The 24,599-nt window shown below is 73.0% G+C and carries 27 protein-coding genes; 11 read left to right on the forward strand and 16 right to left on the reverse strand.

The genetic code is table 11. The features are described from left to right. The first annotated feature begins 84 nt into the window (after positions 1 to 84). Positions 85 to 1,032: a sigma-70 family RNA polymerase sigma factor gene (locus H9L09_RS15430; protein ID WP_187577749.1), complete on the forward strand. Its 948-nt coding sequence runs from the start codon at positions 85 to 87 to the stop codon at positions 1,030 to 1,032. 90 nt (positions 1,033 to 1,122) lie between these two features. Here the strand turns inward: H9L09_RS15430 and H9L09_RS15435 are convergent, their stop codons facing one another. From H9L09_RS15435 to H9L09_RS15445, 3 genes are all read right to left on the reverse strand, one after another. Further along, positions 1,123 to 1,767, reverse strand: a complete 645-nt coding sequence (locus H9L09_RS15435; protein ID WP_187577750.1) for a methyltransferase — start codon at positions 1,765 to 1,767, stop codon at positions 1,123 to 1,125. Positions 1,768 to 1,854: 87 nt separating this feature from the next. Continuing rightward, on the reverse strand, positions 1,855 to 2,046 hold the full coding sequence (locus tag H9L09_RS15440; RefSeq protein ID WP_187577751.1) for a CDGSH iron-sulfur domain-containing protein: 192 nt from the start codon (positions 2,044 to 2,046) through the stop codon (positions 1,855 to 1,857). Then, a complete protein-coding gene (locus H9L09_RS15445) occupies positions 2,043 to 3,071 on the reverse strand; it encodes an iron-containing redox enzyme family protein (RefSeq protein WP_187577752.1) in 1,029 nt (342 codons plus the stop codon). Before H9L09_RS15445 ends, H9L09_RS15440 begins: the two co-directional genes overlap by 4 nt. A gap of 202 nt (positions 3,072 to 3,273) precedes the next feature. Between H9L09_RS15445 and H9L09_RS15450 the strand changes: the two genes are divergently transcribed. Beyond that, positions 3,274 to 3,825: a hypothetical protein gene (locus H9L09_RS15450; protein ID WP_187577753.1), complete on the forward strand. Its 552-nt coding sequence runs from the start codon at positions 3,274 to 3,276 to the stop codon at positions 3,823 to 3,825. 105 nt (positions 3,826 to 3,930) lie between these two features. Here H9L09_RS15450 and H9L09_RS15455 read toward each other — a convergent pair whose 3' ends face one another. The 5 genes from H9L09_RS15455 to H9L09_RS15475 all read right to left on the reverse strand — a co-directional run bounded on the left by H9L09_RS15455 (position 3,931) and on the right by H9L09_RS15475 (position 7,703). Beyond that, complete coding sequence (locus tag H9L09_RS15455) at positions 3,931 to 4,545, reverse strand: PAS and ANTAR domain-containing protein (RefSeq protein ID WP_187577754.1); 615 nt, start codon at positions 4,543 to 4,545, stop codon at positions 3,931 to 3,933. 202 nt (positions 4,546 to 4,747) lie between these two features. Further along, positions 4,748 to 5,521: a glutamine amidotransferase gene (locus H9L09_RS15460; protein ID WP_187577755.1), complete on the reverse strand. Its 774-nt coding sequence runs from the start codon at positions 5,519 to 5,521 to the stop codon at positions 4,748 to 4,750. Between the two features lie 22 nt (positions 5,522 to 5,543). Further along, on the reverse strand, positions 5,544 to 6,287 hold the full coding sequence (locus H9L09_RS15465; RefSeq protein WP_187577756.1) for a GAF and ANTAR domain-containing protein: 744 nt from the start codon (positions 6,285 to 6,287) through the stop codon (positions 5,544 to 5,546). A 44-nt stretch (positions 6,288 to 6,331) separates the two neighbouring features. Next, the gene (locus H9L09_RS15470) at positions 6,332 to 7,156 is read right to left on the reverse strand and encodes a sigma-70 family RNA polymerase sigma factor (RefSeq protein WP_246456058.1); all 825 of its coding nucleotides are present in this window, start codon (positions 7,154 to 7,156) and stop codon (positions 6,332 to 6,334) included. A gap of 196 nt (positions 7,157 to 7,352) precedes the next feature. Continuing rightward, the gene (locus H9L09_RS15475) at positions 7,353 to 7,703 is read right to left on the reverse strand and encodes a hypothetical protein (protein ID WP_187577757.1); all 351 of its coding nucleotides are present in this window, start codon (positions 7,701 to 7,703) and stop codon (positions 7,353 to 7,355) included. Positions 7,704 to 7,869: 166 nt separating this feature from the next. Here H9L09_RS15475 and H9L09_RS15480 point away from each other — a divergent pair, with 166 nt between their 5' ends. Then, complete coding sequence (locus tag H9L09_RS15480) at positions 7,870 to 8,505, forward strand: PAS and ANTAR domain-containing protein (RefSeq protein ID WP_187577758.1); 636 nt, start codon at positions 7,870 to 7,872, stop codon at positions 8,503 to 8,505. A gap of 13 nt (positions 8,506 to 8,518) precedes the next feature. On the opposite strand, the gene H9L09_RS15485 is transcribed toward H9L09_RS15480, so the two are convergent. Beyond that, a complete protein-coding gene (locus tag H9L09_RS15485; RefSeq protein ID WP_187577759.1) occupies positions 8,519 to 8,920 on the reverse strand; it encodes an FAD synthase family protein in 402 nt (133 codons plus the stop codon). A gap of 132 nt (positions 8,921 to 9,052) precedes the next feature. Between H9L09_RS15485 and H9L09_RS15490 the strand changes: the two genes are divergently transcribed. From H9L09_RS15490 to H9L09_RS15510, 5 genes are all read left to right on the forward strand, one after another. Then, positions 9,053 to 10,090: an extracellular solute-binding protein gene (locus tag H9L09_RS15490; RefSeq protein ID WP_187577760.1), complete on the forward strand. Its 1,038-nt coding sequence runs from the start codon at positions 9,053 to 9,055 to the stop codon at positions 10,088 to 10,090. Between the two features lie 301 nt (positions 10,091 to 10,391). Beyond that, complete coding sequence (locus H9L09_RS15495) at positions 10,392 to 11,882, forward strand: ABC transporter permease (protein ID WP_187577761.1); 1,491 nt, start codon at positions 10,392 to 10,394, stop codon at positions 11,880 to 11,882. Then, positions 11,879 to 12,952, forward strand: a complete 1,074-nt coding sequence (locus H9L09_RS15500) for an ABC transporter ATP-binding protein (RefSeq protein ID WP_187577762.1) — start codon at positions 11,879 to 11,881, stop codon at positions 12,950 to 12,952. The genes H9L09_RS15495 and H9L09_RS15500 overlap by 4 nt, the downstream gene beginning before the upstream one ends. Positions 12,953 to 13,023: 71 nt before the next feature. Beyond that, positions 13,024 to 14,280, forward strand: a complete 1,257-nt coding sequence (locus tag H9L09_RS15505; protein ID WP_246456059.1) for a DUF445 domain-containing protein — start codon at positions 13,024 to 13,026, stop codon at positions 14,278 to 14,280. Between the two features lie 33 nt (positions 14,281 to 14,313). Further along, a complete protein-coding gene (locus H9L09_RS15510) occupies positions 14,314 to 14,535 on the forward strand; it encodes an RNA-binding S4 domain-containing protein (RefSeq protein ID WP_223164078.1) in 222 nt (73 codons plus the stop codon). Positions 14,536 to 14,560: 25 nt separating this feature from the next. Here the strand turns inward: H9L09_RS15510 and H9L09_RS15515 are convergent, their stop codons facing one another. Beyond that, positions 14,561 to 14,938, reverse strand: a complete 378-nt coding sequence (locus H9L09_RS15515; RefSeq protein ID WP_187577764.1) for an FKBP-type peptidyl-prolyl cis-trans isomerase — start codon at positions 14,936 to 14,938, stop codon at positions 14,561 to 14,563. An 89-nt stretch (positions 14,939 to 15,027) separates the two neighbouring features. Here H9L09_RS15515 and H9L09_RS15520 point away from each other — a divergent pair, with 89 nt between their 5' ends. Both H9L09_RS15520 and H9L09_RS15525 read left to right on the forward strand, forming a co-directional pair. Next, the gene (locus tag H9L09_RS15520) at positions 15,028 to 15,360 is read left to right on the forward strand and encodes a YidH family protein (protein ID WP_223164079.1); all 333 of its coding nucleotides are present in this window, start codon (positions 15,028 to 15,030) and stop codon (positions 15,358 to 15,360) included. A gap of 55 nt (positions 15,361 to 15,415) precedes the next feature. Beyond that, a complete protein-coding gene (locus H9L09_RS15525; RefSeq protein ID WP_187577765.1) occupies positions 15,416 to 16,741 on the forward strand; it encodes a PP2C family protein-serine/threonine phosphatase in 1,326 nt (441 codons plus the stop codon). Positions 16,742 to 16,757: 16 nt separating this feature from the next. Here the strand turns inward: H9L09_RS15525 and H9L09_RS15530 are convergent, their stop codons facing one another. Further along, positions 16,758 to 17,189 carry a CBS domain-containing protein gene (locus H9L09_RS15530; RefSeq protein ID WP_187577766.1) on the reverse strand — a complete coding sequence of 144 codons (432 nt, stop codon included), beginning with the start codon at positions 17,187 to 17,189 and terminating at the stop codon, positions 16,758 to 16,760. Between the two features lie 109 nt (positions 17,190 to 17,298). Here H9L09_RS15530 and H9L09_RS15535 point away from each other — a divergent pair, with 109 nt between their 5' ends. Beyond that, positions 17,299 to 18,048, forward strand: a complete 750-nt coding sequence (locus H9L09_RS15535; RefSeq protein WP_187577767.1) for a hypothetical protein — start codon at positions 17,299 to 17,301, stop codon at positions 18,046 to 18,048. Here H9L09_RS15535 and hisN read toward each other — a convergent pair. The 5 genes from hisN to H9L09_RS22505 all read right to left on the reverse strand — a co-directional run bounded on the left by hisN (position 17,990) and on the right by H9L09_RS22505 (position 24,367). Next, positions 17,990 to 18,892: a histidinol-phosphatase gene (hisN, locus tag H9L09_RS15540; protein ID WP_187577768.1), complete on the reverse strand. Its 903-nt coding sequence runs from the start codon at positions 18,890 to 18,892 to the stop codon at positions 17,990 to 17,992. The genes H9L09_RS15535 and hisN overlap by 59 nt on opposite strands. A gap of 18 nt (positions 18,893 to 18,910) precedes the next feature. Then, a complete protein-coding gene (rsgA, locus tag H9L09_RS15545; protein WP_187577769.1) occupies positions 18,911 to 19,909 on the reverse strand; it encodes a ribosome small subunit-dependent GTPase A in 999 nt (332 codons plus the stop codon). Next, a complete protein-coding gene (gene aroA, locus H9L09_RS15550; RefSeq protein ID WP_187577770.1) occupies positions 19,909 to 21,189 on the reverse strand; it encodes a 3-phosphoshikimate 1-carboxyvinyltransferase in 1,281 nt (426 codons plus the stop codon). Before aroA ends, rsgA begins: the two co-directional genes overlap by 1 nt. Before the next feature lie 64 nt (positions 21,190 to 21,253). Further along, positions 21,254 to 21,772: a DoxX family protein gene (locus H9L09_RS15555; RefSeq protein ID WP_187577771.1), complete on the reverse strand. Its 519-nt coding sequence runs from the start codon at positions 21,770 to 21,772 to the stop codon at positions 21,254 to 21,256. 51 nt (positions 21,773 to 21,823) lie between these two features. After that, a complete protein-coding gene (locus tag H9L09_RS22505) occupies positions 21,824 to 24,367 on the reverse strand; it encodes a sigma-70 family RNA polymerase sigma factor (RefSeq protein ID WP_187577772.1) in 2,544 nt (847 codons plus the stop codon). Positions 24,368 to 24,599 lie beyond the last annotated feature (232 nt).

Genomic DNA, 24,599 nt, shown 5'->3' on the forward strand with positions numbered 1-24,599 from the left:
ACGAGCATCACGCGCACCGCGCCACATCTCGTTCTTCGCTGAAACAGTCGGCGACACCGCTACTCGGAGTCTCGGGAGTACCCGATGAGCCACTCCAGGCCGTCCGCCCTTTCCACCGCCCAGCCTTCCCGTCCGTCACGCCAGGAGCGTGCCGACGGCACCACCGCCGCGCTCGAAGCGGCCTGCACCACCACCGATCCCGCCGTACGCCACCAGCTGCTCGACGACGTCGTGCGCCTGAACATGGGCGTCGCACGAGCCATCGCCCATCGCTACCGCAACCGCGGCATCGACGAGGCCGACCTCGAGCAGGTCGCCTACCTCGCCCTGGTCCGCGCGGCGCGCAAGTTCGACCTCGAGCAGCACTCCGACTTCCTGTCCTACGCGGTCCCCACGATCCGGGGCGAGCTCAAGAAGCACTTCCGCGACCACGGCTGGACCGTGCGCCCGCCGCGCCGGATCCAGGAGATGCAGGCCAGGATCGCCGCAGCCCGGCAGGAGCTCTACCAGACGCTGGGCCGCTCCCCGCGCCCCTCGGACCTGGCCACGCACCTCGGAGAGGACGTGCACGAGATCGTCGACGCGCTCGCGACCGAGGGGGCGTTCCGACCTGCGTCGCTCGACCAGCCGCTCAACGTCGAGGACGGCACCGCCAGCCTCGGCGACCTGATCGGCGACGACGACCTGGGGCAGGAGGCCGCCGAGGCGCGGGCGATGCTGGCCCGCGTGATCCACCGCTTGAGCGAGCGCGACCGGCACATCGTCCGGCTGCGCTACTTCGAGCAGTTCACCCAGCAGGAGATCGCCGACGACATCGGGGTGACCCAGATGCACGTGTCGCGACTGCTCTCCCGCATCCACGGGGACCTGCGCGGGGCCCTCACCCAGAGTGAGACGCCGGCGCCGGCCGGCACCGCGGGTTTGCCGCGGCAGGCGCGCCAGGGCGACCGACGCCGCTCGGGACACCCGGATCCGGCTCGTCGCACCGGCACCCGTGGTCCGGCGCCTCGCCCGGTCCGCGTCCAGGGCTGAGCCCGAGCTCTCCGGCCGGGGCCGGTGACCTGAACCAGGTCACCGCCCCGGCCGTCACGCGTGGTTCGACCGATGGGGCCGCCGGTCCGCTCAGATCTTCGCGAGACGGACCAGGGCGCCGTGCTCGGCGACCGTGCGGATCTCGACGACGCGCAGCCCCGCCGGTCCCGCGTCGTCGCCCAGCTCCTCGGCCTGCTCCTGGTCGCGCAGCTGCAGGACCACCGCCCCGCGCACGTCGAGGTGCGCGCCGGCGACCCGGAGGCAGGACCGGGCGATCTCCAGCCCGTCACGACCACCGTCCACGGCGCTGCGCGGGTCCTCGGGGTAGCGCGAGGTGTCCGCGGAGCGCAGGTACGGCGGGTCGGCCAGCACCAGCGGGAACGTCTCGTCCACCCCGAGGGCCGAGGCGAGGTCGCCCTGCCGGATCTGCACCCGCTCCTCCAGCCCGTTGCGGGCCGCGTTGAGCGTCGCGAGCTCGCACGCGGCGGCGCTGGCGTCCACGAGCACGGCGTCCCGGCCGGTGAGCCGGGCCGCGAGCAGACCGATGTGACCGGCTCCCGAGCAGAGCTCGAGGAGCGGGCCGGGTGGGACCTCCTCGCCGAGGACCGCGGCCCACTCGGACTGGGCGGCCGTCCAGGGACGGGGGCGCAGCACCCGCTCGTCGTACTGGATCGAGAGCGCGCCGATCCGCTGCTCGAGCAGGGGAGTGGTGGACTCCCGCGGGGGTGGCGTCACGTCGGCGGTTCCTCACATGGGGGCCGGCTCCCGCGGTCGCGGGCCGGTCGGGCGGGACGGCTGGGTGCGGCGGTCAGCGCCCGGGGATCAGCGTGGGATCACCTTGTGGGTGCCGTCGCACCACGGCAGGCGCTGCGACTTCTCGCACAGGCAGACCGCGACCACCGGTCGGGTGACCGGGTGCGCCCGGCCGTCGCGGTCCCGGACCACGGTGGCCCCCCGCACCAGCAGCGGGCCATGGGGACACGGGGTGAGCTCGACCTCGCCATCGGTCCTCATGCGGGAACCGCCTCGCCGGCCGAGACCAGGCAGCTACGGCCCTGCTGCCACGCGTCCAGGGTCCGGGTGCCGGTGGTGGCCTCGGTCTGGAGGTAGACCGCGGCGCCCAGCAGCACGTCAGCGCGCAGTGCCGGCTCGGCGTCGACGGCGGCACCGCAGATGCTGCGCAGCGCCACCTGCTCGTGCACCGCGTCCGCCTCGACGTGCTCGTCGAAGTACTCCCAGAGCTCGTCCGGCAGCTCCAGCCGGCGGATCCCGGAGGCCAGCTTGCGGCACGGCAGGGAGCTGGTCGCCTCGAACGCGGCCAGGTGGCCCAGGGCGGCCCCGCGGAGCCGGCGGTTCAGGCAGAGCAGGCTCATGGCGTTGTTGCCGGCCAGCACGTGACCCGGCGCCTGGTCCAGGTAGGCGCCGTACGTCGGGTCGAGCCCGCAGGCCTCGAGCCCCCGGGCGAACAGGGTGGCGTGCAACCGGTCGGCCCTGCCGCCGCCGTACTCGTCGTACTGGAGCTCCGCGAGTGCGGCCTTCGCGGCCCCGTCGAGACGGGGCAGCACGAACGAGGTCGGGTCGGACTCCTTGAGGGTGTAGAGGCTGCGCTGGGCCATCAGCTCCAGCACCTGGTCGGCGGTTGCCTCCCGCTGGACGAAGCGGGACACGTCCGGGCCGTCGACCGAGGCGATCACCCGCTCGACCTGGGTCGCCGGGTCGGCGTCGCCGAGCTCACCGAGCACCTGCGCCACCACCGGCGCGGCGTCGGCGCGCAACGCTTCCTCGAAGCGCTCCTCGAGCATCAGCCGGGCCCGGAGCAGCTCGGGATCCCACTCTCGCGCCGGGTCGACGCCGTCGAAGCCGCGGTAGTGCAGCTCGTAGACCACCCACAGGGCGAGATGCAGGTCGTCGTCGGTGCGCGGGTCCGCGGCAGGGTGCGCATGACGCCAGAGGTCGGCGAGCCCGTCCGCGGACAGGTCGTCCCTCAACGCCCCCACCACGGCCGCGCTCATCGGTCCCCGCGCATGTGGCAGGCGCATCTGGTCTCCTCGGGGTGGCTCTCGGGCTGCGTGCACGCCCGCGCGATCGTCTGGGTCCCTCGTACCCGCTCCGGGGCGCCGTCATGCCGGACCGTGGCGTCTCGTGGAGCACGGTCCGAAGGCGACACCGGGGGCAGGGTGTGCGGCTCGGGTGGCTGGGTACCTCGTGGGCACCACCCCCCGAGCATGAGGAGATCCACGCATGGCACGCAACACCCTGTCCCGCTCGTTGCACGACGTCGGCCTGTCGGCCTGGTTCGGAGGCACGCTGGCCAACGCGGTCGCACTGAACCCCGCGGCAGCGCAGGCCCAGGGGGAGCACGCCACCGGGGCGGTCGCCAACACCGGCTGGGACCGCTGGACGCCGGTGAACGCCGCGGCGATCGGCCTGCACCTCGTCGGCGCGACCGGCGAGCTCTTCGGCAACAAGTCCCGGGTCGCCGGCCAGCAGGGCGTGGCCTCGATGGCGCTGGCCAAGACCGCGCTGACCGCGGCCGCACTCGGTACGACCGCCTACAGCCGGATGCTCGGTCGCAAGGTCTCGGAGAACACCCACGTCCAGGCGGCGTCGGGGACCGAGCCCACGGCCGGCACCCCCAAGGCTGTCGCGGACGCCCAGCGCCAGCTGAAGATCCTGCAGTGGGCCGTGCCCGCGCTGACCGGCGCGCTCGTCGTGGTCAGCTCCTTCGCCGGCGAGCAGCAGCGCGCCAGCGAGGTGCACCGCGGGATCGTCGGTCGGCTCACCCACGGGTGAGCGCCCGCGCATGATGCGTTGAGGTGGCGGCCGGCCTGTCCGGCCGCCACCTCCGGCATTCCCGGGTCCGGCCCCGGTGGCGGAGGTCGTCCCGAGCCGACTGCCTCAGTCCCCGGCCGCCGGCCGACCCGTCGCTCCACCGTCGGAGTGCGGCGCCAGCTCGTCGAGGAGCGCGTGCGTGTGCCCGCCGGTCTGCATCTCGTCGACCAGCTCCTGGGCCAGGTCGCGCAGCTTGACGTTCACGCGCTGGGAGTGCGAGGAGAGCAGCTCGAACGCCTCCTGCGGGGTGACGTTGCGGACCGCCATGAGGATGCCCTTCGCCTGCTCGATCACCGCGCGATGCTCCGTCGCCCGGCCGACCGCGTCCTGAACCGCGTCGAGCGAGTCTCGGCGCCGGATCTCGGTCAGGTCCACGAGGTAGCCGTGCACCTCGCGCACGACCTCGCCGCGCGGAATGCCGTGGCCGACGGTCAGCACCGTGAGCTCACGCCGGTGCGCGTCGATCATCCGGTGGTAGCAGCTCGACGCCTGACCGGTGCTGAGCACCGCACCAATCATGGCGCGGAAGCTCTCGGCGTCGTCGGGGTGCCGATGGGCCAGCATCACGTCGGTGCTCGGAAGCACCTCGCCGGGCCGGAACCCGTGGATCTCGTAGAGGGTGTCGGACCACCACCACGAGTCGGTGTCCACGGTGTAGGTGTAGCGGCCGATCCGCGGCACTGTCGATCGTGCCTGCTGGGCCCCCTGGGCTGGTTCTGGTCGTCTCTGCACGTCCTGATGCCTCGTACGTCGCTGTGGCGGGCCGCTTCATGACCCTGGCCAGTGCCCTGCTGCGGCGTGGCCTCCGGGGCGATTCTTGCCGCGACGCGGGGGGACGAAACATGCCGGAGACGTGGTCGCCGGGGCTGCCGCGGATGACCGTCTAGGGGCGTGTGGCGGCAGGAGCCGGGGCAGCAACCCCGAGACCGCGCCCGTGCACGTCGACGAACCGCCGCAGCACCTGGGGCGGTTCGACGACGGCGCTGGCGCGGGCCATCGCCTTGAGGCCGGCGGCCTCCTCCGGGGCGAAGTAGCCGAGGTGCTTGTAGGTCTCGATGCGCAGGCAGAGGCCGTCGGCGTCGAGCTCGGGGTGGAACTGGGTGGCGTAGACGTTGCGGCCCACCCGGAACGCCTGCACGGGGCACAGCGGCGACGAGGCCAGCACGACCACGTGGGGTGGGACGTCGCTGATCGCCTCCTTGTGCCCGACGAACGCGTCGAAGCGCGGCGGCAGCACCCCGAACACCGGGTCGGTCCGGGCGTGGTCGCTGAGCGAGACCGGGACGGTGCCCACCGGCTCGGCGTACCGGCCGTCGACCACGGCCCCCTGGTGCTGCCCGAGGGAGCCGATGCCGTAGCAGGCGCCGAAGAACGGACGGTCCTGGGCGACCACCAGGTCGAGGACCGCCGCCAGGTCCTGCTCCACCCGCCGCTGCACCGTGGACTTGCGGGCCGGAGCGTCGCTGGACGTGAACGGGCTGCCGCCGAGCAGCACGCCGCTGAAACCGTCGAGGTCGAGCTGTCCGATGCCGCGCTGCTCCAGGCGGACGCGCACCAGCTCGGCCTCGGTGAGGCCGGTGACCTGCAGGAAGGCGGCGTACTCGTTGTCCGCCGCCTCGTCCTCGGCACGGGTCGCGAGCAACAGGAAAGGTCTCATGCCGGCGCGGTCCTGACCCGCGTCAGACGTCGGGGCTCGGCGCGGCGAGGCCCGCGGTGAGCCCGTCGTGGGCGGAGTAGTCCGCCGGCAGGTCCCTCAGGTCCACCACGTGCCGAGCGACCTCGCGCAGCTTGGTGTTGGTGTGGCTGGAGTAGCGCCGGAGCACCTCGAAGGCGGTCTCGAGCGTCATGTCGTACTTCGCCATCAGCATCCCCTGCGCGACGCCGATGAGGTGCCGGCTCTGCAGCGCCGTCTGCAACCCGTCGACCAGCCTCGTCGCGCTGATCGCGGTGGCGGCGTGCGAGGCGAACACCAGCGCGAGGTCCACCGAGTCGTCGTCGTAGGCGTCCACGGTGGTGGAGTACATGTTCAGCGCCCCGAGGGTCCCGCTGTCGTCGGCCAGGCGCACGCTGAGGATGGAGCCGATGCCACGCTCGGCGGCGCGCGGGCCCCAGTTGGGCCAGCGCGGGTCGGTCGCCACCTGGCGGATCAGGTAGGCCTCCTCCTCGGCGATCGCGCTGAGGCACGGCCCCTCGTCGAGTTCGTACTGCAGCTCGTCGCAGGCCACCGCCACCGGGGAGGTGCTGGCGACGGTCTCGGCCCGCCCCCGCTTGCGGCGGAGGGTGATGCCGACGAAGTCGCAGGGGGCTATGACCTCGACGGCCCGCTCGGCCACCCGGTCCAGGGTGAGCTCAGCGTCGGGCCGGCCCATCAGGTCCCGACTCACCAGTGCGAAGTACGCCGCGACGCGCGACGAATCCTCCACCCCACACCCTCCCTCGACGCGCTGTCCCCCCGTACGTCCCGAATCTACTCGACGGTCGAAGAGCCGAGCACCGATGCCCGGAGATCGGTCATGATCCTGGTGAGCAGTCGCGAGACGTGCATCTGGGTGACGCCGATGTCGCGGGCGATCTCCTCCTGCGTCCAGCCGTTGAAGTAGCGCAGGTAGAGGATGCGCCGGTCGCGCTCGCCGAGCCGGCGGACGGCGGGCCCCAGGATGACGCGGGCGTCGACCGAGGCGTGGTCGTCGTCGTCGAGACCCGGGAGCAGCTCGCCGAGCGTCGCGCTGTCCTCGCCCCCCACCGGCCGGTCCAGGCTGGTGGGGCTGAAGCAGCCGTCCGCCGCGAGCGCCTCCTCGATCTCCTCCACGGGCAGGTCGAGGTGCCGGGCCAGGTCGGAGGGACGTGGCGAGCGGCCGAGGGTCTGGGTGAGCTCGGTGGCGGCGCCCATGATCCGGCCCTGCAGCTCCTGGATCCGGCGCGGCGGCCGCACCGTCCACCCGCTGTCGCGGAAGTGCTTGCGGACCTCGCCCCGGATGGTCGGCACGGCGTAGGCGAGGAAGTCGTGACGCCGGGCGACGTCGAAGCCACGGGCCGCCTTGACCAACCCGAGGCGCGCGACCTGCTCGAGGTCCTCCAACGAGATGCCGCGGTTGCGGTACCGGAGCGCGATGCTGCGCGCGATGCCGAGGTTGAGCACGACCACCTCGTCGAGCAGCCGGGAACGCTCGGCGTCGTCGGTGGCGGCGGCCACCCGCTCGAGCAGGGCAGCGGTCTCCGAGGCCAGCGACGAGGGGACGGACACCGGGGCGGTCGCGGGCTCGGGGACGCGGGGAACAGATTCGACGCTCACGCTGGATCACGACGCTCTCGCGGCGGGGCGACCATCCGGAGGAACCGGTCGCCGAGGCGGTCTCGCCGATCTGTTTCAGCAAGGCGGGGGAGCAGTCCAGCCGCTCCGGGCTCGAACATACCCAGCACCCGTCCGGGTCGAAACCAGCTACCCGGCGGCGGCCGACGCCCAGCAGACGTCGTCGTCGGGGAGCGGCTCAGAGCACGATCCAGGCCCCGGCCGCGGTCGGGACCAACCCGATCAGCAGCCAGGGGCTGAGCGGCTGCCGCCGGTGGATGACCAGCGCGGCGACCATGGCGAGCACCCCGAAGGCGGCGCTGATCACGAGCAGCCCGATCTTGGCGTCGAGGCGCTCGGAGTACGCCGCCGCGAAGATCAGCCCGACCGCGAGGTGCAGGATCGTGGTGGCGGCCAGTGTCGAGAGGACCCACCGCTGGACGCCGCCGATGCTCATCGGCTCCCGGTTCTGCGGACGCGGCTGCCCCGGCACCATCAGGTGCTTGCGGACCCGCACTGCGGGAGGCGTGCCGCCGGACGCACTCGACATGGGCGTGGTCCTCTCCTCGTCAGGTCTCCGATGCTACTCGCCGGGTGGCCGCGCGCCGGCGGCGGTCGGTCGTGGGCTATCTTCTCCGCACCTCATTCGTCGAGCCCATGGCGACTGGTGCTGCGCATGCCCTCCGGGCTGCTCGGGAGGAAGGCTCTTCATCGCCGTGGGCGACAGCGAACTGTCGCGGGTGCCGTCGGTGCCCGCACACGTGGCGGCATTCTCGTTCGACCTCGCGGACGAGACCTGGTCATGGACCCCCGAGGTCTTCGACCTGCTGGGTCGCGAGCCCGGTGCCGGGACCCCGTCGGAGGCTCTGCTCCTGGAGGCGGTGCACCCGGAGGACCGCGACGCGGTCGCGTCCGTGCTCCGGCGCGGCCTCGCCGGGGGCACGCTGTCGGCCGCCCAGCACCGCCTCGGCGACCGGGACGGAGCGCCGCGACTGGTGCTGATCGTGGTGGCGCCGCACCGCGACCCCGACCGGGTGACCGGAGTGACCGGCTACCTGGTCGACCTGTCGGCGCTGCTCGCCGACCAGCTCAAGGCGGCGGCGGACGCGGCGGTGGCCGCGAGCGCCGAGCGGCGGGCGACGATCGAGCAGGCCAAGGGGGTCCTGATGACGGCCTACGGCCTCGACCCGGACGCGGCGTTCGCGTTGCTGCAGTGGTGGTCGAGCAACCGCAACGTCAAGCTCGCCGTGCTGGCGGAGCGGTTGGTGCGGGCGGTGCGGGCGGGGACGGCCACCAGCGGCGAGCTGCGGCTGGTCCTGGACCGGGTGCTCGACGACGTCTCGCAGGCGTGAGCGCCGGCCCGGCTCACTCGCCGGCGTTGCTGATCTTCTCGATGAGGGCGGTGGTGGAGATCGCCGGCGTCCGGGGCAGGTAGTGCACCTCGCAGATGTCCTCGAACTCGTCGAAGCGCCCGGCCCAGTCGTCGCCCATCACCAGCACGTCGGCGCTGTAGGCGAGGATGTACTCGCGCTTCTGCTCCAGCGACTCCTCGACGAACACCTCGTCGACCGGCTTGAGCGAGGCAACGATCTCCAGCCGCTCGGCCTGCGAGAACACCGGCGCCCGGCCCTTCTTGCGTTCGTTGAGCGCGTCGGCCGAGACCCCGACGACGAGACGGTCGCCGAGGGCGGCCGCGCGCTGGATCACCCGCAGGTGACCGACGTGGAAGACGTCGAAGGTTCCGAAGGTGATGACGGTCCGGGTCATGGGCGGCATCGTGCCACGCCGTGCGCGCCGTCGGGGTGACCGGGCGGGGAGCCAGGCCCGGCCAGGGTCGCAGCCATAGGTTAGGCTCACCTAAGTCGACGACAGAGATCGCCTGGTGAGAGGAACGTCCGCATGCGCAGGTCCACCCGTCCGCTGGTCGCCTGGACGGCTGTGGTCGCCGCGCTGGCCGCCACCGTGTCCGGCTGCGGCTTCCTCGGCCTGGGCGGTGACGCCCCTGGTGACCTGCAGGTCTACTCGGCGCGGCACTACGACCTGGAGCAGGCGTTCGTCGACTTCGAGAAGGACACCGGGCTGAAGGTCGACTTCATCTACGGCGACGACTCCGAGCTGCTCGAGCGGCTCAAGGCGGAGGGCGACGAGACGCCGGCCGACCTGTTCGTGACCGTGGACGCGGGCAACCTGTGGAACGCCGCCCACCAGGGCGAGCTGGCCCCGGTGGACTCCGAGGTGCTGGAGGCTTCGGTGCCGGCGGAGTACCAGGACCCGGAGAACCGCTGGTTCGGCCTGGCGCTGCGCGCCCGGACCGTCGCCTACAACCCGGACGCCGTCGACCCTGCCGAGTTCGACACCCAGGACACCTACGCCGGCCTCGGCGACCCGAAGTGGAAGGGCCGGCTCTGCATGCGGGACTCCACCGAGGCCTACACCCAGTCGCTGGTCGCCAGCCTCATCGACCTGCACGGGCGGGAGCGCGCCCAGGAGATCGTCCAGGGCTGGATGGACAACGACGTCGACATCATGAGCAACGACATCCTGCTCCTCGAGGCGCTCGACGCCGGCACCTGCGACGTGGCGCTGGTCAACCACTACTACTACGCGCGCGAGCTGGCCGACAACCCGGACCTGGACGTCAAGCTGTTCTGGGCCAGCCAGGACGGCGCCGGCACCCACGTGAACCTCTCCGGCGCCGGCATCGTGAAGTCCTCCGACGCGCCGGAGAAGGCGCAGCGGCTGCTCGAGTGGCTGGCCTCCGACGGCCAGGAGGAGTTCGTCGGCGACAACCACGAGTTCCCGGTGAACCCGTCGGTGCAGCCCGACGACCTGGTCGCCTCGTTCGGCGACTTCAAGAAGATGCCCATCAACGCCGAGGCCTACGGGCAGCTGAACACGGAGGCCGTCGACCTGCTCGCCGAGGTCGGCTACGAGTGAGCCGAGCGCTCGCTCCGGAGGTCGGCCCGCCACGGGCACGGCTGCGCCGACCGGGCCGGACGGCTGCCGGCCGTCCGGCCTGGTCGCTGTTCGTGCTGCTGGTCGCCTTCCTGGTGACCAGCCCCGTGGTGGCGGTCGTCCTGGACGGGCTGCTCGGGGCCGGGGAGCTGCGGCTGCCCCGCGGCCTCGGCTCGATGGTGCTCACCACGCTCGGACTGATGCTGGGCGTCGGCGTGGGCACGCTGGTGGTCGGCGGGGGCTGGCTTGGCTGGTCACCGCCTACCGGTTCCCGCTGCGCAACGTGCTGGTGTGGCTGCTCGTGCTGCCGCTGGCGATGCCGGCGTACATCCTCGGCTTCGTCTTCCTCTCGACCTTCGACGCCGCCGGACCGGTGCAGCAGGGGTTGCGCGCGGTCCTCGGTGAGGGGGTGTGGAGCCCCGACGTGCGCTCACTCCCCGGCGCCGTGGTGGTGATGTCGCTCTCGCTCTACCCCTACGTCTACCTGATGGCGCGCGCGGCCCTGGTGGAGCAGTCGTCCTCGACGTACGACGCCGCCCGCTCGCTCGGGGCGTCGCGGACCCGGATCTTCTGGCGGGTGCTGCTGCCGCTGGCCCGGCCCTCCCTGGCGGCGGGGCTCGCGCTGGTGATGATGGAGGTGCTGACCGACTTCGCGACCGTGCAGTACTTCGGTGTCCGCACGGTCTCGGTCGGCGTCTACCTGGTCTGGAAGGGCACCGCCGACTTCCACTCCGCCACCCAGCTGTCGGTGCTCGTGCTGATGTTCGCCGTCGCCGTGCTCGCCGGGGAGCGGCTGATGCGCGGCCGGGCGCGCTACCACCAGCGCGCCGGCCGGAGCGGGGGACTGCCGGGTGAGCGGCTCACCGGTTGGCGCGGAGTGGTGGCGCTGCTGACCTGCCTGCTGGCGCTGGCGGCCGGCTTCTTCGTGCCGGTGGTCCGGCTGGTCGGCTGGGCGGCCGGCGAGGCGCGCAAGGACCCCGCGGCGTTCGTCGACCCGCGGTTCGGGGAGTACCTCGCCAACAGCCTCGCCGTCGCCGCCATCGCCGCGGCCGGCTGCGTGCTGCTGTCGCTGATGATGAGCCACGCGGTCCGGCTCGGCGGCGGCCGCGTGGTGCGGGCCGCGGCCCAGCTCACCACCTTCGGCTACGCGGTGCCCGGCGCGGTCATCGGCATCGGCGTGCTGCTGGCGTTCGCCTGGCTCGACGACGCGCTGGAGGCGGCCGGCGTGCCCGGCGGCACCGGGCTGCTGGTCACCGGCTCGGTGCTGGGCATCCTGTACGCCTTCCTGGTGCGGTTCCTGGCTCCGGCGTACCAGGCCGTCGACGCCAGCTTCGCGAAGGTCCAGCCGAGCATGACGCTCTCGGCGATGAGCCTGGGAGCAGGACCGATGCGGGTGCTGCGCAGCGTCCACCTGCCGCTGGTCCGCCCCGGGGTCGCGGTCGCGCTGGTGCTGGTGATGATCGACGGCATCAAGGAGCTGCCGATCGTGCTGCTGCTGCGGCCCTTCGGGTTCACTACGGTGTCCGTGTGGGTGTACCAGCTGGCCAACGAGAACTTCTGGGAGAAGGCGGCGCTCCCGGCGCTGGTGATCGTGCTGGCCGCGACGCTGCCGGTGTTCGTGCTGTTCCGGCAGGTGCGCTCCGCGGACCGCTCCTCGGGCGCCGGCCGGCGGACGGTGCCCGTGAGCACCGTGGGGCTGGTCGACCCGCTGGAGGCGGTGGACCCGCTGGGCCCGCCCCGCACTCCGGGGCCGGCGACGGTGGGTGAGCGGTGAACGGCGACGCGCTCGTCCTCGACGACGTCTCGAAGCGGTACGGCGCCGTCACGGCCGCCCGTGACCTGTCGCTCAGCGTGGCACCGGGCGAGCTGCTGACGCTGATCGGCCCGTCCGGCTGCGGCAAGTCGACCACGCTGCGCCTCGTGGCCGGCCTGGACCGGCCTGACGCCGGGGCGATCCGGATCGACGGCGAGACCGTGGCCGACCGCCGCACGTGGCGGCCCCCGGAGCGGCGGCGCGTCGGACTGGTCTTCCAGGACCACGCCCTGTTCCCGCACCTGAGCGTGGCCCGCAACGTCGCCTTCGGCCTCGCCCGGCTCTCCCGCGCCGAGCAGCAGCGGCGGATCGGTGAGGTGCTCGAGCTGGTCCGGCTCGGGCACTTGGCCAAGCGCTACCCCCACGAGCTCTCCGGCGGCGAGCAGCAGCGGGTGGCGCTGGCCCGCGCGCTCGCACCGCGCCCAGCCGTGGTGCTGCTCGACGAGCCGTTCAGCAGCCTCGACGAGACGCTGCGCGCCCAGGTGCGGGCCGACACCGTGGCGGCGCTCCGGGAGACGAAGACGACCGCGATGCTGGTCACCCACGACCAGACCGAGGCGCTCTCGACCGGCGACCGGGTGGTGGTGATGTGCGCCGGCCTCATCGAGCAGGCCGACACCCCGCAGCGGGTCTTCGAGTCCCCGGCGACCCGGTTCGTCGCCTCGTTCATGGGCGACGCCGACTTCCTGCCCGCGCAGGTGCACCACGCGCTGCTCACCTGTGAGATCGGGGTGGTCTCCACCGTCCCGGGCTGGGCGGACGCCGACGTCGACGTCGACGTCGTGCTGCGCCCCCACGAGGTGGCGCTGCGTCCCGACCCGGGGTCCGACGCGCGGGTGGTGGACGTCGACTACCACGGCGCCTTCGTCCTGCACACCGTCCGGCTCGGCTCGGGCCGGACGCTGCGGTCCTGGCAGACCCATGCCGTGCGCTATCCGATCGGGACCCCGGTGGCGGTGTCGGTCGTGCCGGGCATCTCACCGACGCTGCTGGTCGGGGACCACGCGGTGGCCGCACCCCCGACCCGCTGACCCCGGCGACGCTCCGGCGACGCCCCGCCCGGCACGGGTCCAGGGCCGCCGGGTCGGGTACGTTCGTCGCGATGAGCGTGCCGACGATGACCGCCGACCCGGCCCTGGACGAGCAGCGACGTCAGGGTCTGCGCCGCATGCGGTCGCTGGCGGTGGGTCTGCTGCTGTTCGCGGCCGTGGTCTACCTGCTCACGTTCGACAGCTCCGGATTCCTGGGCTACGTCAACGCCGGCGCGGAGGCCTCGATGGTCGGTGCGATCGCGGACTGGTTCGCGGTCACGGCGCTGTTCAAGCACCCGCTCGGCCTGCCGGTCCCGCACACCGCGCTGATCCCGCGGCGCAAGGAGATGCTGGGACGCAGCCTCGAGGAGTTCGTCGGCGAGAACTTCCTCCAGGAGGGAGTGATCCGCGAGCGGCTCCAGGTCGCGCAGCTCAGCCGCCGGGTGGCGACGTGGCTGACCGAGGAGCGCAACGCGGCTCGCGTGGTGGACGAGGTCGCCGCCGTGCTGCACCTGGGTCTGTCCAAGGTCCGCGACGAGGACATGCGGGTGCTGGTCGAGGAGGCCCTGCTGCCCCGGTTCCTCCAGGAGCCGGTCAGCCCGGTCGCCGGCAGCCTGCTCGAGGAGGTGGTCCGCGACGGCGCCCACCACGGGCTCGTGGACCTCGTGCTCGAGGAGGCGCACCGCTGGCTGGCCGACAACGAGGTGACCTTCACCGAGATCGTCGGCGAGCGGGCCCCCTGGTGGTCGCCGCCGGCGCTCAACGACCGGGTCACCCACCGGCTGCACGTCGAGCTGGTGGCCTGGGTCGCCGACATCCGCGACGACCCCCGCCACCATGCGCGGCTGGCCTTCGACGACCTGCTGGAACGGCTCGCCCAGGACCTGCTGCACGATCCCGACACCCAGGCGCGGACCGAGAGGTTGAAGGACCGGGTGCTCGGCCACCCGCAGATCCTGGTCACCGCGACGTCGCTGTGGAACGCCTTCCGCACCGCGCTGCTGGGCGCCCTCGAGGACCCCGCCGGGCCGCTGCGCCGCCGGGGTCGCGAGGAGCTCGTCGGCTTCGGCCGGCGGGTGCTCGAGGAGGACGCGCTGCGCAAGCGCCTGGACGCCTACGCCGCCGACATGGCGGTCTTCGCGATCGGGCGGTACGGCGACGAGCTGACGGCCGTGATCACCCACACCATCGACCGCTGGGACGGCAAGGAGGCCGCCCGGAAGATCGAGCTGCACGTCGGTCGGGACCTGCAGTTCATCCGGATCAACGGCACGATCGTGGGTGGTCTGGTCGGCGTCGTCATCCATGCCGTCAGCCAGACGCTGTGAGCATCGGTCGACAGATCAGCGACAATGGCACGCATGAGCAGTGCAGCGGTGCGTGAGGTCCCGATCCGCGACGGGTCGATCCGGCTCGGTCAGTTCCTGAAGCTGGCCGACCTCGTCGACAACGGGGCGGACGCCAAGCCGCTCCTGGTGCAGGAGCAGGTCCGCGTCAACGGCGAGGTCGAGACGCGCCGGGGGCGGCAGCTGGTCAAGGGCGACGTGGTCAGCCTCGGCGGCAGCGCCGTCCGCGTCGGCTGACCCGTGCCGCGCGACGCAGCCGCGGTCAGCGCACGTCGACGAGGTCGACGACGAAGATCAGCGTCTCGCCCGGCTTGATCACGCCGCCGGCGCCGCGGTCGCCGTACCCGAGGTGCGGCGGGATCACCAGCTGCCGGCGTCCGCCGACCTTCATGCCCTGCACGCCCTGGTCCCACCCGGAGATGACCTGGCCGACGCCGAGCCGGAACGACAGCGGCTCGCCGCGGTTGTAGGAGGCGTCGAACTCCTCGCCGGTCGAGTGCGCCACCCCGACGTAGTGCACCAGCACGGTCTTGCCGGCGACCGCCTCGGCGCCCTCGCCCTCGGTGACCTCGGTGACCTCGAGGTCGGCCGGCGGCGGGGAGGAGGGGAAGTCGATCTCGGGCTTCTGCGGGGTGCTCATGAGCGGCCTCTCTGGAGTCGGTGCGCGGTCCCGGCCACCCTAGCCAGCGCCGACACCGGTCCCCAGCCCGGGACTGGGATACTCGCGGCGTGAGTGAAGCGCCCCGGACCGACTACCGTTTCCTGCTCGCCAACGAGCGGACGTTCCTGGCCTACCTGCGCACCGGACTCGCCCTGCAGATCGCGGGGCTGGGCGCGCTGCAGTTCCTCACCACCGGCCACGCCGCGCTGCGGATCGGGCTGGGGCTCGTGCTGGTGCTGACCGGTTCCGCGGTGGGGGTCGCGGGCTACCGCCGGTGCCGGGAGAACGAGCGCATCATCAGGGCCGGGGAGGAGATCCCGCCGGCCCGGTCGTTGCTGCCGGTCACCCTGGCCGTCGTCGTGGTGCCGGCGCTGGCAGCCGTGCTGGTGGCGCTGGGCTGAGGCGGACCGCCGGGCGCCGAGCCGCTGCGGTGCCGGTTCCCCTATGCTCCCTGAGATGGAGACGGCCGCAAGACTTGGCGACGTCGGCCCCGTGCTGGACGCCGCCGAGGCTGCCTCCCCGGTGGAGGCCGTGGAGGCAGTGACCCGGGAGCTGGGGCGGGCCCTCGGCGCGCTCACGGTGTCCTTCCTCGTCGCCGACCTCTCCGGGCGTGCCCTCGTCCGGCTGGCCCACGTCCCGCTCCTGGTGCCCGGGAGTGCCGTCGCCGAGGGCCGGGCGCTGCAGCACGGTGAGCGCCGGATCGCCGAGGAGTCCGCCACCGTGATCCCCTTCGACGGCGGGCCGATGGAGCAGACGGTCCGCACCCAGAGGGTCCACGTGCTCGCGCCCGGTGGTCAGGACGCCCGTGAGCCCGGCCCGGAACCGGCATGGACGGTGCTCGCGCCGGTCACCGAGCGGGGTGAGTCCATCGGTGTGCTCGAGCTGCGGCTTCCCGGGGAGCCTGACGGCGACGCCGTCGCGGAGATCGCCGGGTTCGCCCACCTGCTCGCCTTCGTGGTGATCGCCAACCGTCGGCACAGCGACCTGTTCGAGTGGGGTCAGCGCAGCCGTGAGTTCAGCCTGTCCGCCGAGATCCAGCAGAAGCTCCTCCCGGGTCCGCGGACCTGTGAAGCGGGTGCCTTCACGCTGGCCGCCTGGCTGGAGCCGGCCGCGACCATCGGCGGCGACACCTACGACTACAACCTGGCCCGCGACGTCCTGGACGTGTCGATGACCGACGCGATGGGGCACGGGGTCGGCGCGGCGCTGACCGCGTCGCTGTGCGTGGGAGCGCTGCGGGGGACCCGAAGGGCGGGGGCGACGCTCCTGGAGCGCGTCACCTCGGCCAACGGCGCCCTCGCCGACCACGCGAGGGCCACGGGGACCGACGACTTCGTGACCGGACTGGTCGGATGCCTGGACCTGCACGCCGGGCTGCTGACGCTGGTCAACGCCGGCCACGTCGCCCCCTACCTGTGGCGTGACTCGGCCGTCACCATGCTGGACCTGCCGATCGACCCTCCGCTCGGCATGTTCGACGAGACGGCGTACCGGACCAGCGAGCTGGTCCTCGAGCCCGGCGACCGGCTGGTCCTGGTCACCGACGGCATGCTCGAGCGCAACGCCGACACCGTCGACATCCCGGCGGCGATCGGGGCCACCCGTTCGCTGCATCCCCGGGAGGCGGTGCGGGCGCTGGCCGACAGCGTGCTCGAGGCGACCGGCCACTCGCTCAGTGACGATGCCACCGTGCTGTGCCTGGACTGGCACGGCCGGCACGACCGTGAGCGCAGCTCGGTGTCCGGAGCCGACCAGGTGCGCGCCAGCCGCCCGTTCGCCTGAGGCCGGGGGCCGCGCGTCAGGCGCCGTGCACGTAGTGGTCGAGCTGGTCCCGCTCGAACTCCAGCTCGCGCATGCGGTGCTTGACCACGTCGCCGATGCTGACGATCCCGGACAGCCGTCCCTCGACCACCACCGGGACGTGCCGGAACCGGCCCTCGGTCATCACCTGCATGAGCGAGTTCAGCGTCTCGTCCAGGCCGCAGGTGTGGACCTCGCTGGTCATGATCCTGGTGACCGGGGCGTCCAGCACGTCCTCGTCGGCGTGCAGGTGACGCACCACGTCACGCTCGGACACGATGCCGCCCACGCTGTGCCCGTCGGAGCTGACGATCAGGGCGCCGACGTTGTGCTCGGCGAGCCGGGCGAGCAGCTCCCGCACCGTGGCGTCCGGGCTGATGGTGACCACGTCCTGCTTCGCCTTGCCGGCGAGAACCTCTTTGATGCGCACGGTGGTGACCTCCCGCGTCGTCGGAGCCTTGTCGGCAGGCTAGCCAACTTCTGGCCTCGGCGGACGAGGAATCCCACCGGGGCTGCGACGATGTCGTGGTGAGCGGCCGATGACGACGCCGGTGGACCGCCTCGGAGCCGGGGCCAGCCTGCTGATGATGGGCTGGCTGTCGGTGGTGCTGTGGCTGGACCGGGCCGGGGGCGACGGTGGCCTGTGGCAGCAGCGCGGCCTGGGGCTGCTGACCTGGGGGGTGCTGGCGGTGGCGCTGGCCCGGGTCACGCCGCTGGTGCGGGCGCAGACGCTGGTGGTGGTGGTGTTCGCCACCGTCGTGGAGTACGTCTTCAGCCCGACCCTGCACGTCTACGCCTACCGGTTCGACAACGTGCCGGCCTTCGTCCCGCCCGGCCACGGGCTGGTCTACCTCTCGGCGTTCGCGCTCGGGCACGCCGCGTTCGTACGGCGGCGGCTGCGAGCGGCCGGGTGGGCGGTGCTCGTCGTGGGCGGCGGCTGGGCGGTGCACGGACTGGTGCTCGCCGAGCGGCCGGACGTGCTGGGTGCGCTCTGGTTCCTGTGCCTGGCGCTCTTCCTCGCCTTCGGGCCCTCCAAGGAGGTCTACGTCGGAGCCTTCGTCGTGGTCAGCTGGCTGGAGCTGCTCGGCACGGCGCTGGGCACCTGGGAGTGGGCCGCGCGGGACTTCACCGGCTGGATCGCGATCGGCAACCCGCCTTCGGGGGCGGCCGGAGGCTACGGCTGGTTCGACCTGGCGGCGCTGCTGCTCGCGCCCGCGCTCGTGCGGCTGTTCACTCGCCGTCCGAGCCCGGAGCCCCCTCTGGCTTCGGAGGACGTCGCCGCGCGCTGAGCTCGTGGACCGACCCGTGCTGGCGGGGGGCGGCGTCCGGGTCGCCGTCGTCGTCGGAGACCGAGCCGAGGAAGGCCAGCGCCTGCTCGTGCAGCCGGCCGTTGCTGGCCAGCGCGTTGCCGCCGAGCGGTCCGGGGGTGCCGTCGAGCGAGGTGAACATGCCCCCGGCCTCGCGGACGATCACGTCGAGGGCCGCCATGTCGTAGATCTGCAGCTCCGGCTCCGCGGCGAGGTCCACGGCACCCTCGGCGAGCAGCATGTAGGACCAGAAGTCGCCGTACGCCCGGGTCCGCCAGCAGCGGCGCGAGAGCGCCATGAAGTCCTCGAGCCGGCCGCGGTCTTCCCAGCCGCCGAGCGAGGCGTAGGACAGCGAGGCGTCGTCGAGACGGGCCACGTCGGACACCCGGCACTGCGAGGCGTTCAGCAGCGAGCGTCCGGTCCAGGCGCCGCCGCCCTGAGAGGCCCACCAGCGGCGGTTGAGCAGCGGCGCGCTGACGCAGCCGACGACCACCTCGTCGTCGACCATGAGCGAGATCAGCGTCGCCCACACCGGCACCCCGCGGACGAAGTTCTTGGTGCCGTCGATCGGGTCGACCACCCAGCGGCGCTGGCTGTGGCCGGTCGAGCCGTGCTCCTCGCCGATGACCGCGTCGCGCGGGCGGGCCCGCGACAGCGTGCGGCGGATGCCGTCCTCCACCGACTTGTCTGCGTCGGTCACCGGGGTGAGGTCGGGCTTGGTCATCACGTGCAGGTCCTGCGCCTTGTACCGGCTCGTGGTGAGGGAGTCCGCGTCGTCGGCCAGGACGTGCGCGAGCCGGAGATCGTCGGTGAAGGAGGTCGACATAGGGGTCAGGCTAGGGCCTCAGTCGTCCTCGGCGCGTTCACGGCTCTCGAGCAGCCGCCGGAAGGACTCCACCCGGACCGCCTCGGTGTGTCCGGCGGCGACCGCGTCGTCGAGGCCGCACTCGGGTTCGGTGAACCCGTGCGTGCAGCCGCGCGGGCACGAGCCGGTCAGCTCCTCGAGGTCCGGGAAGGCCCGGATCAGGTGCCGCGACTCCACGTGGGCGAGGCCGAAGGAGCGGATGCCGGGGGTGTCCACGATCCAGCCGGCCCGGTCGCCGTGGGGCGGCAGCGCGAGCATCAGCGCCGAGGTCGAGGTGTGCCGGCCGCGGCCGGTGACGGCGTTGACGTGCCCGATGGCCCGGTCGGTTCCGGGCACCAGGGCGTTGACCAACGTCGACTTGCCGACCCCGCTGCTGCCCACCAGGACGCTCACCCGGCCGGCCAGCCGGCCCCGCAGCTCGTCGAGGTCGCCGCCACGGGTGGTCACGATGGCGTCCACGCCCAGCGGGCGGTAGGCCGCGAGCAGCTCGGCCGGATCGGCGAGGTCGGCCTTGGTCAGGCACAGCAGCGGATCGAGCCCGGCGTCGTACGCCGCCACGAGCGCCCGGTCTATGAGCCGGCGTCGCGGCTCGGGGTCCGCCAGCGCGGTGACCACCACGAGCTGGTCGGCGTTGGCCACGATCACCCGCTCGACCGGGTCGTCGTCGTCGGCGGTGCGGCGCAGCACCGTGACCCGCTCGTCGACCGAGACGATGCGTGCCAGCGAGCCGTCGTCGCCGCTGACGTCGCCGACCAGGCGGACCCGGTCCCCGACCACGACGCCCTTGCGGCCCAGCGGGCGCGACTTCATCGCGGTCACGACGCGGTCCTCGACCAGGCAGGTGTAGCGGCCGCGGTCCACGGTGACCACGCTGCCGGGGACGGCGTCGTCGTACGAGGGACGGTCCTTGGTGCGGGGGCGGGTGTGGCGACGCGGCCGGTCGTACTTCTCGTGCTCCCAGTCCTCGTGACGCGCCACTAGAACAGCCCCGACCAGGCCTCGGCGAACCCGGGGAAGGTCTTCGCGGTCGTGGCGACGTTCTGCACCTCGACGCCCTGGACGCCGAGGCCCAGGATCACCGCTGCGTGCGCCATCCGGTGGTCGGCGTAGGTGTGGAAGACGCCGCCGGTCAGCACCGCCGGACGCACGTCGAGGCCGTCCGCGGTCTCCTCGACGTCGCTGCCCAGAGCGCTCAGCTCGGTGGCCAGCGCCGCGAGACGGTCGGTCTCGTGGCCGCGGATGTGGGCCACCCCGCGCAGGTGCGAGGGCGACTCCGCGAGCGCGCAGAGGGCGGCCACCGCGGGGGTCAGCTCGCCCACGTCGTGCAGGTCGTAGTCGATGCCCTGGATCTTCCCGGTCCCCGTGACGCTCAGCCCGGCCTCGGAGAGCGTCACCTCCGCCCCCATCAGCGCGAGGATCTCGCGGAGCCCGTCGCCGGCCTGGGTGGTGTGCTGCGGCCAGTCGCGCACGGTGACCGAGCCGCCGGTGACGAGGGCCGCAGCCAGGAACGGTGCTGCGTTGGACAGGTCCGGCTCGACCCTCACGTCCACGCCACGCACCGGGCCGGGCAGCACCTGCCACCGGTTCGGCTCGTCGGTCAGGACGGTGACCCCGCGCAGCCGCAGCTGCTCCACGGTCATCTCGATGTGGGGCAGGGACGGGACGGGCTTGCCGACGTGGCGCACGTCGATGCCCTGCTCGTAGCGCGGTGCCGAGAGCAGCAGTGCGGAGACGAACTGGCTGGAGGCCGAGGCGTCGATGGTGACGACCCCGCCGCGCACGCCTCCCTCGCCCAGGACGGTGAACGGGAGGGCGTCGCGTCCCTCGTCCTCGACCCGCACGCCGATCTGCCGCAGCCCGTCGATGACCTCGTGCATCGGCCGGGTGCGGGCGTGCGGGTCACCGTCGAAGATCACCGGCCCGTCCCCGAGGGCCGCCAGCGGTGGCACGAACCGCATCACCGTGCCGGCGAGACCGCAGTCCACCATCGCCGGCGCGTGCACCGGCCCCGGGACGACGCTCCAGTCGTCGGACGAGGTGTCCACCTCGGCGCCGAGGTCGCGCAGCGCGGTCGCCATCAGCTCGGTGTCGCGGGAGCGCAGCGCGCGTCGGACGACGCCGGGACCGTCGGCCAGTGCGGCGAGCACCAGCGCACGGTTCGTCAGGGACTTCGAGCCCGGCAACGACACGGTGGCGGAGACCGGTCGGTCCGGGTGCGGTGCCGGCCAGAGGTCGGTCGCGGTTTCGTGGAGAGTCATCGACGACGAGGGTAGCCGTCCGCGGGCCGGTGCAGCGGCGCACCGGCCCGGCCGGACGACACGGTCAGCCGATCGACTTCGCGGCCAGCTTGGCTTCCTTGCGCAGGTGCTTGGCCTCGCGGCGTACGTCGGTCACCGCGTGCTTGGTGCGCCAGGCGACGCCCGGCCGGCCCTCGGTGTCGACGGCGGCCAGCATCAGGCCGCCCAGCATCGAGAGGTTCTTGAAGAAGTGCAGCCGCTGGTTCTGTCGCGTCGCGGCGTCCTCCTCCTCCCAGAACCGGTGACCGGCGGCGGTCGTGGGCAAGAGCGTGAGCGCCAGGACGGTCGAGGCGAGGCGTGGGGTGCGGCCGGTCGCCAGCGCCAGCGCGCTGACCACCTGGGCGGCGCCGTTGATCCGGACCAGCGTGACCTCGTCGCTCGGGACCGGCACCTGGGGGGCGAACCGGTTGAGCGCGCGGGTGACCCGGTCGGTCACGGGCTTGGAGCGGGCGGCGACGGCCTTGCTGTTGCGCAGCGCGCCGACACCCCCCACGACGAACATCGAGGCGAGCATGGGTCGGGCAACGAGTCGGATCGGCGTCATGGCCTCTTTCTACCCGGTCCCCGGTGCTGTGACACCCCGGGGCCGGTCGGCTCACCCCTTGCGCTGGACGCTGACCGAGCCGGAGTTGTCGCTCGGGTCGAGGTCGACGGCCCCGACCGGGGTGGCGGCGAGGGACAGGGTGGCCGAGCCGGAGGCGTTCGGCCGGTCGACCAGCGCCACGTCGAGGTCGACGCTGCCACCTCCGGTCACCGTGCAGGTGATCAGACCGGCCGTGACGGTGCAGCCGGTCGAGGTCGGGGTCACCTCGAGGTCCGCGGCGTCGAAGCTCGCCGTCAGCCGCACCTCGACGCCGGCCGGGGCGTCCACGGTCGCGGTGACGCTGCCCTTGCCGGACTTGCCGTCCAGGTCGTCGCTCATCGAGAGCCGCACCGCCACCTCGGGCGTCGGCGTGAGCAGGACGTCGTCGGTGTTGTCGGCGCTCGGGTCGAGGTAGCCCGCCGGAGAGGAGACCGTGGCCGAGAACGAGGTGGGCAGGTCGGAGGCGGAGACCACGCGCAGGTCCAGGACCAGGTCACCACTCACCTGCTCACAGGTGAGCACCGTGCCCGAGTCCGAGAGGGTGCAGCCGGCGACCGGGGCGGCCAGCGCCGCCGCCTCCGAGAGCGTCACCGTGAGGGGACCGCCGTCGGCCGGCCACCCGGAGACGGCCGTCCGGACGACGTAGGAGTCGGTGCCGTCCGCGGAGACCTGGTGCCGGTCGGTCAGCTCGCCGAGCGTCAGCGCGACGTCCGCGGTGGGCGTGGGCGGCGGCGTGACCGGGGCGACGTAGCCCAGGACGAGCGAGTCGTCCCCTAGATCGGGATCCTGGTAGCCCGCGGGTGCGACGAGGGTCAGGGTGATCGTGGTGTCCGGCTGGCCCGGGGGGATGACCAGCGGCAGGTCGACGTCGAAGCTGGCACCCGTGGCGGTGGTGGTCGCCCGCGTGAAGGGTGCCGTGACCAGCGGGTTGGCGGTCTGGCACAGCACCTTGGTGGGATCGCCGGTCAGCGGCGAGCAGGTGCCGCCGCCGCCGAAGAGGATTCCGTCGGGGTCGGCGCTGAGGGAGACCGTGACGGTGGGCGGCAGCTCCGGGCTGCCCTGCAGCGTGAACCGCACGTGGCCGTCGGAGAGCGACGCCCCGGCCGCCGAGAGGTTCGTGGTCACCGGGACCGGCTCGGTCGGTGTCTGCGACGGGCTGGGCTCCACGCTGGGGAGCGCCGACTCGCTCGGGGAGGGGTCCTGGCTGGGGAGCGCCGACTCGCTCGGGGAGGGGTCCTGGCTGGGGAGCGCCGACTCGCTCGGGGAGGGGTCCTGGCTGGGCAGCGCCGACTCGCCGGCGGAGGGTGCGGCGGACCCAGACGGTGCGGCGCCCGGGTCCGCGGTGGCAGCGGTCTCCCCGGCCGGCTCGCCCAACGGCGCAAGGACCGGGACATCGCTCGGCGCGGCGTCCGGGGTGGCGGTGGGGGTGCTGCTCCCGGAGGGCAGCGGGAAGACCGCGGGAACGGCTGCAGGCGAGCTCACCGGCTCCCCGACGAGCGTTCCTGGGTCGCCGGCGGAGGTGCTGGCCACGGCGTCCGGCACCGGGTCCCCGGTCGTCCCGGTGCGGGGCAGCGTCGACGTCGCGCTGATCGGCTCGTCCGCGGCGCTCACCCGCTCGGAGCTGCCGCTCTGCACGATCACGATCCCGGCGGCGGCTGCCGCGGCGACGGTGGCGGCCACCGCACCGGCGGTGGCGACGCCGGCGTTGGCGGCGAGGGCGTCCCGCACCCGACCGACGACGGCCATGACACCGGCGGACCCGGCCGCGGAGCCGGCGGAGGCCAGGTAGCCGGTGGCGGCGGTGCCGAGCAGCAGGGGAGCGATCAGGGCGCGGAGGTTGGAGTTCACCTCGGTCAGCTCGAGGTACATCGCCGTGCACCGGCGGCAGCCGTCGAGGTGGGTCTGGACCTTGGCACCGTCGCGCTTGGCGAGCCCCTTGCGGATGTAGGCGCCGAGGTGCTCGTTGGTCCAGCGGCACTCGGTCTCGGAGATGTCGTGCAGGTGCATCGTCAAGAACGCCTGCCGCAGGCCCTCGCGGGCCCGGTAGGCCAGCGCGGAGACCGAGTTCGCGCTCATCCCGAGCAGCGCGGCGATCTCGGCCGGCTTCTGCCCCTCGACCTCGAGGTGCCACAGCACCATCTGCCACCGCTCCGGCAGGCTCGCGAACGCCTTGGCCGCCGCGCCGCTCTCGAAGGCGGCGACGGCGGTGTCCTGGAACGGCACCCCCGGGTCGAAGGCGGTCATGTCGTCGGAGGTCTGCAGCCGCGAGGACGCCCGCACCTTGTCCACGTGGAGCCGGCGTACGGCGGTGAGCAGGTAGGCGCGGAAGGCCACGTCGGGGCCGCCGCCGCCCTGGAGGACCGAGAGCACCTTGGCGAACGCCTCGGACACCAGGTCGTCGGCGTCGGGGCCCCGGACGAGCTGCCGGGCGAGCCGGTTCGCGGCCTCGACGTGCCGGGCGAAGAGGTCGCCGTAGGCAGCGACGTCCCCGCCGCGTACGCGCGAGATCAGCTCGGCGTCGCTGGGCGTGTCGATCTCGCTCAGGATGTCGGTCATAGGCCTTACGGGGAGGAGACGGGCGACAGCGCGACTCATGACGCCCGAACCGGACGTGACCTGGCCGTTCTGTCCTGATCACCACGTTAGGGCTCTCTGCGGGGTCTCGCTGGAAGTCTGGGAAATTCTCGGGGACGGCCGATTGGGGGACTTTCAGAGTCTTTGAGTAGGTCGAGGGTAAAAAGTCGCTTGAACGGCGTCATGAGCCTCCGGCACCGCCGTTCCCTTTCCG

It is taken from the genome of Nocardioides mesophilus, from assembly GCF_014395785.1.
Classification (GTDB): Bacteria; Actinomycetota; Actinomycetes; order Propionibacteriales; family Nocardioidaceae; genus Nocardioides_B; species Nocardioides_B mesophilus.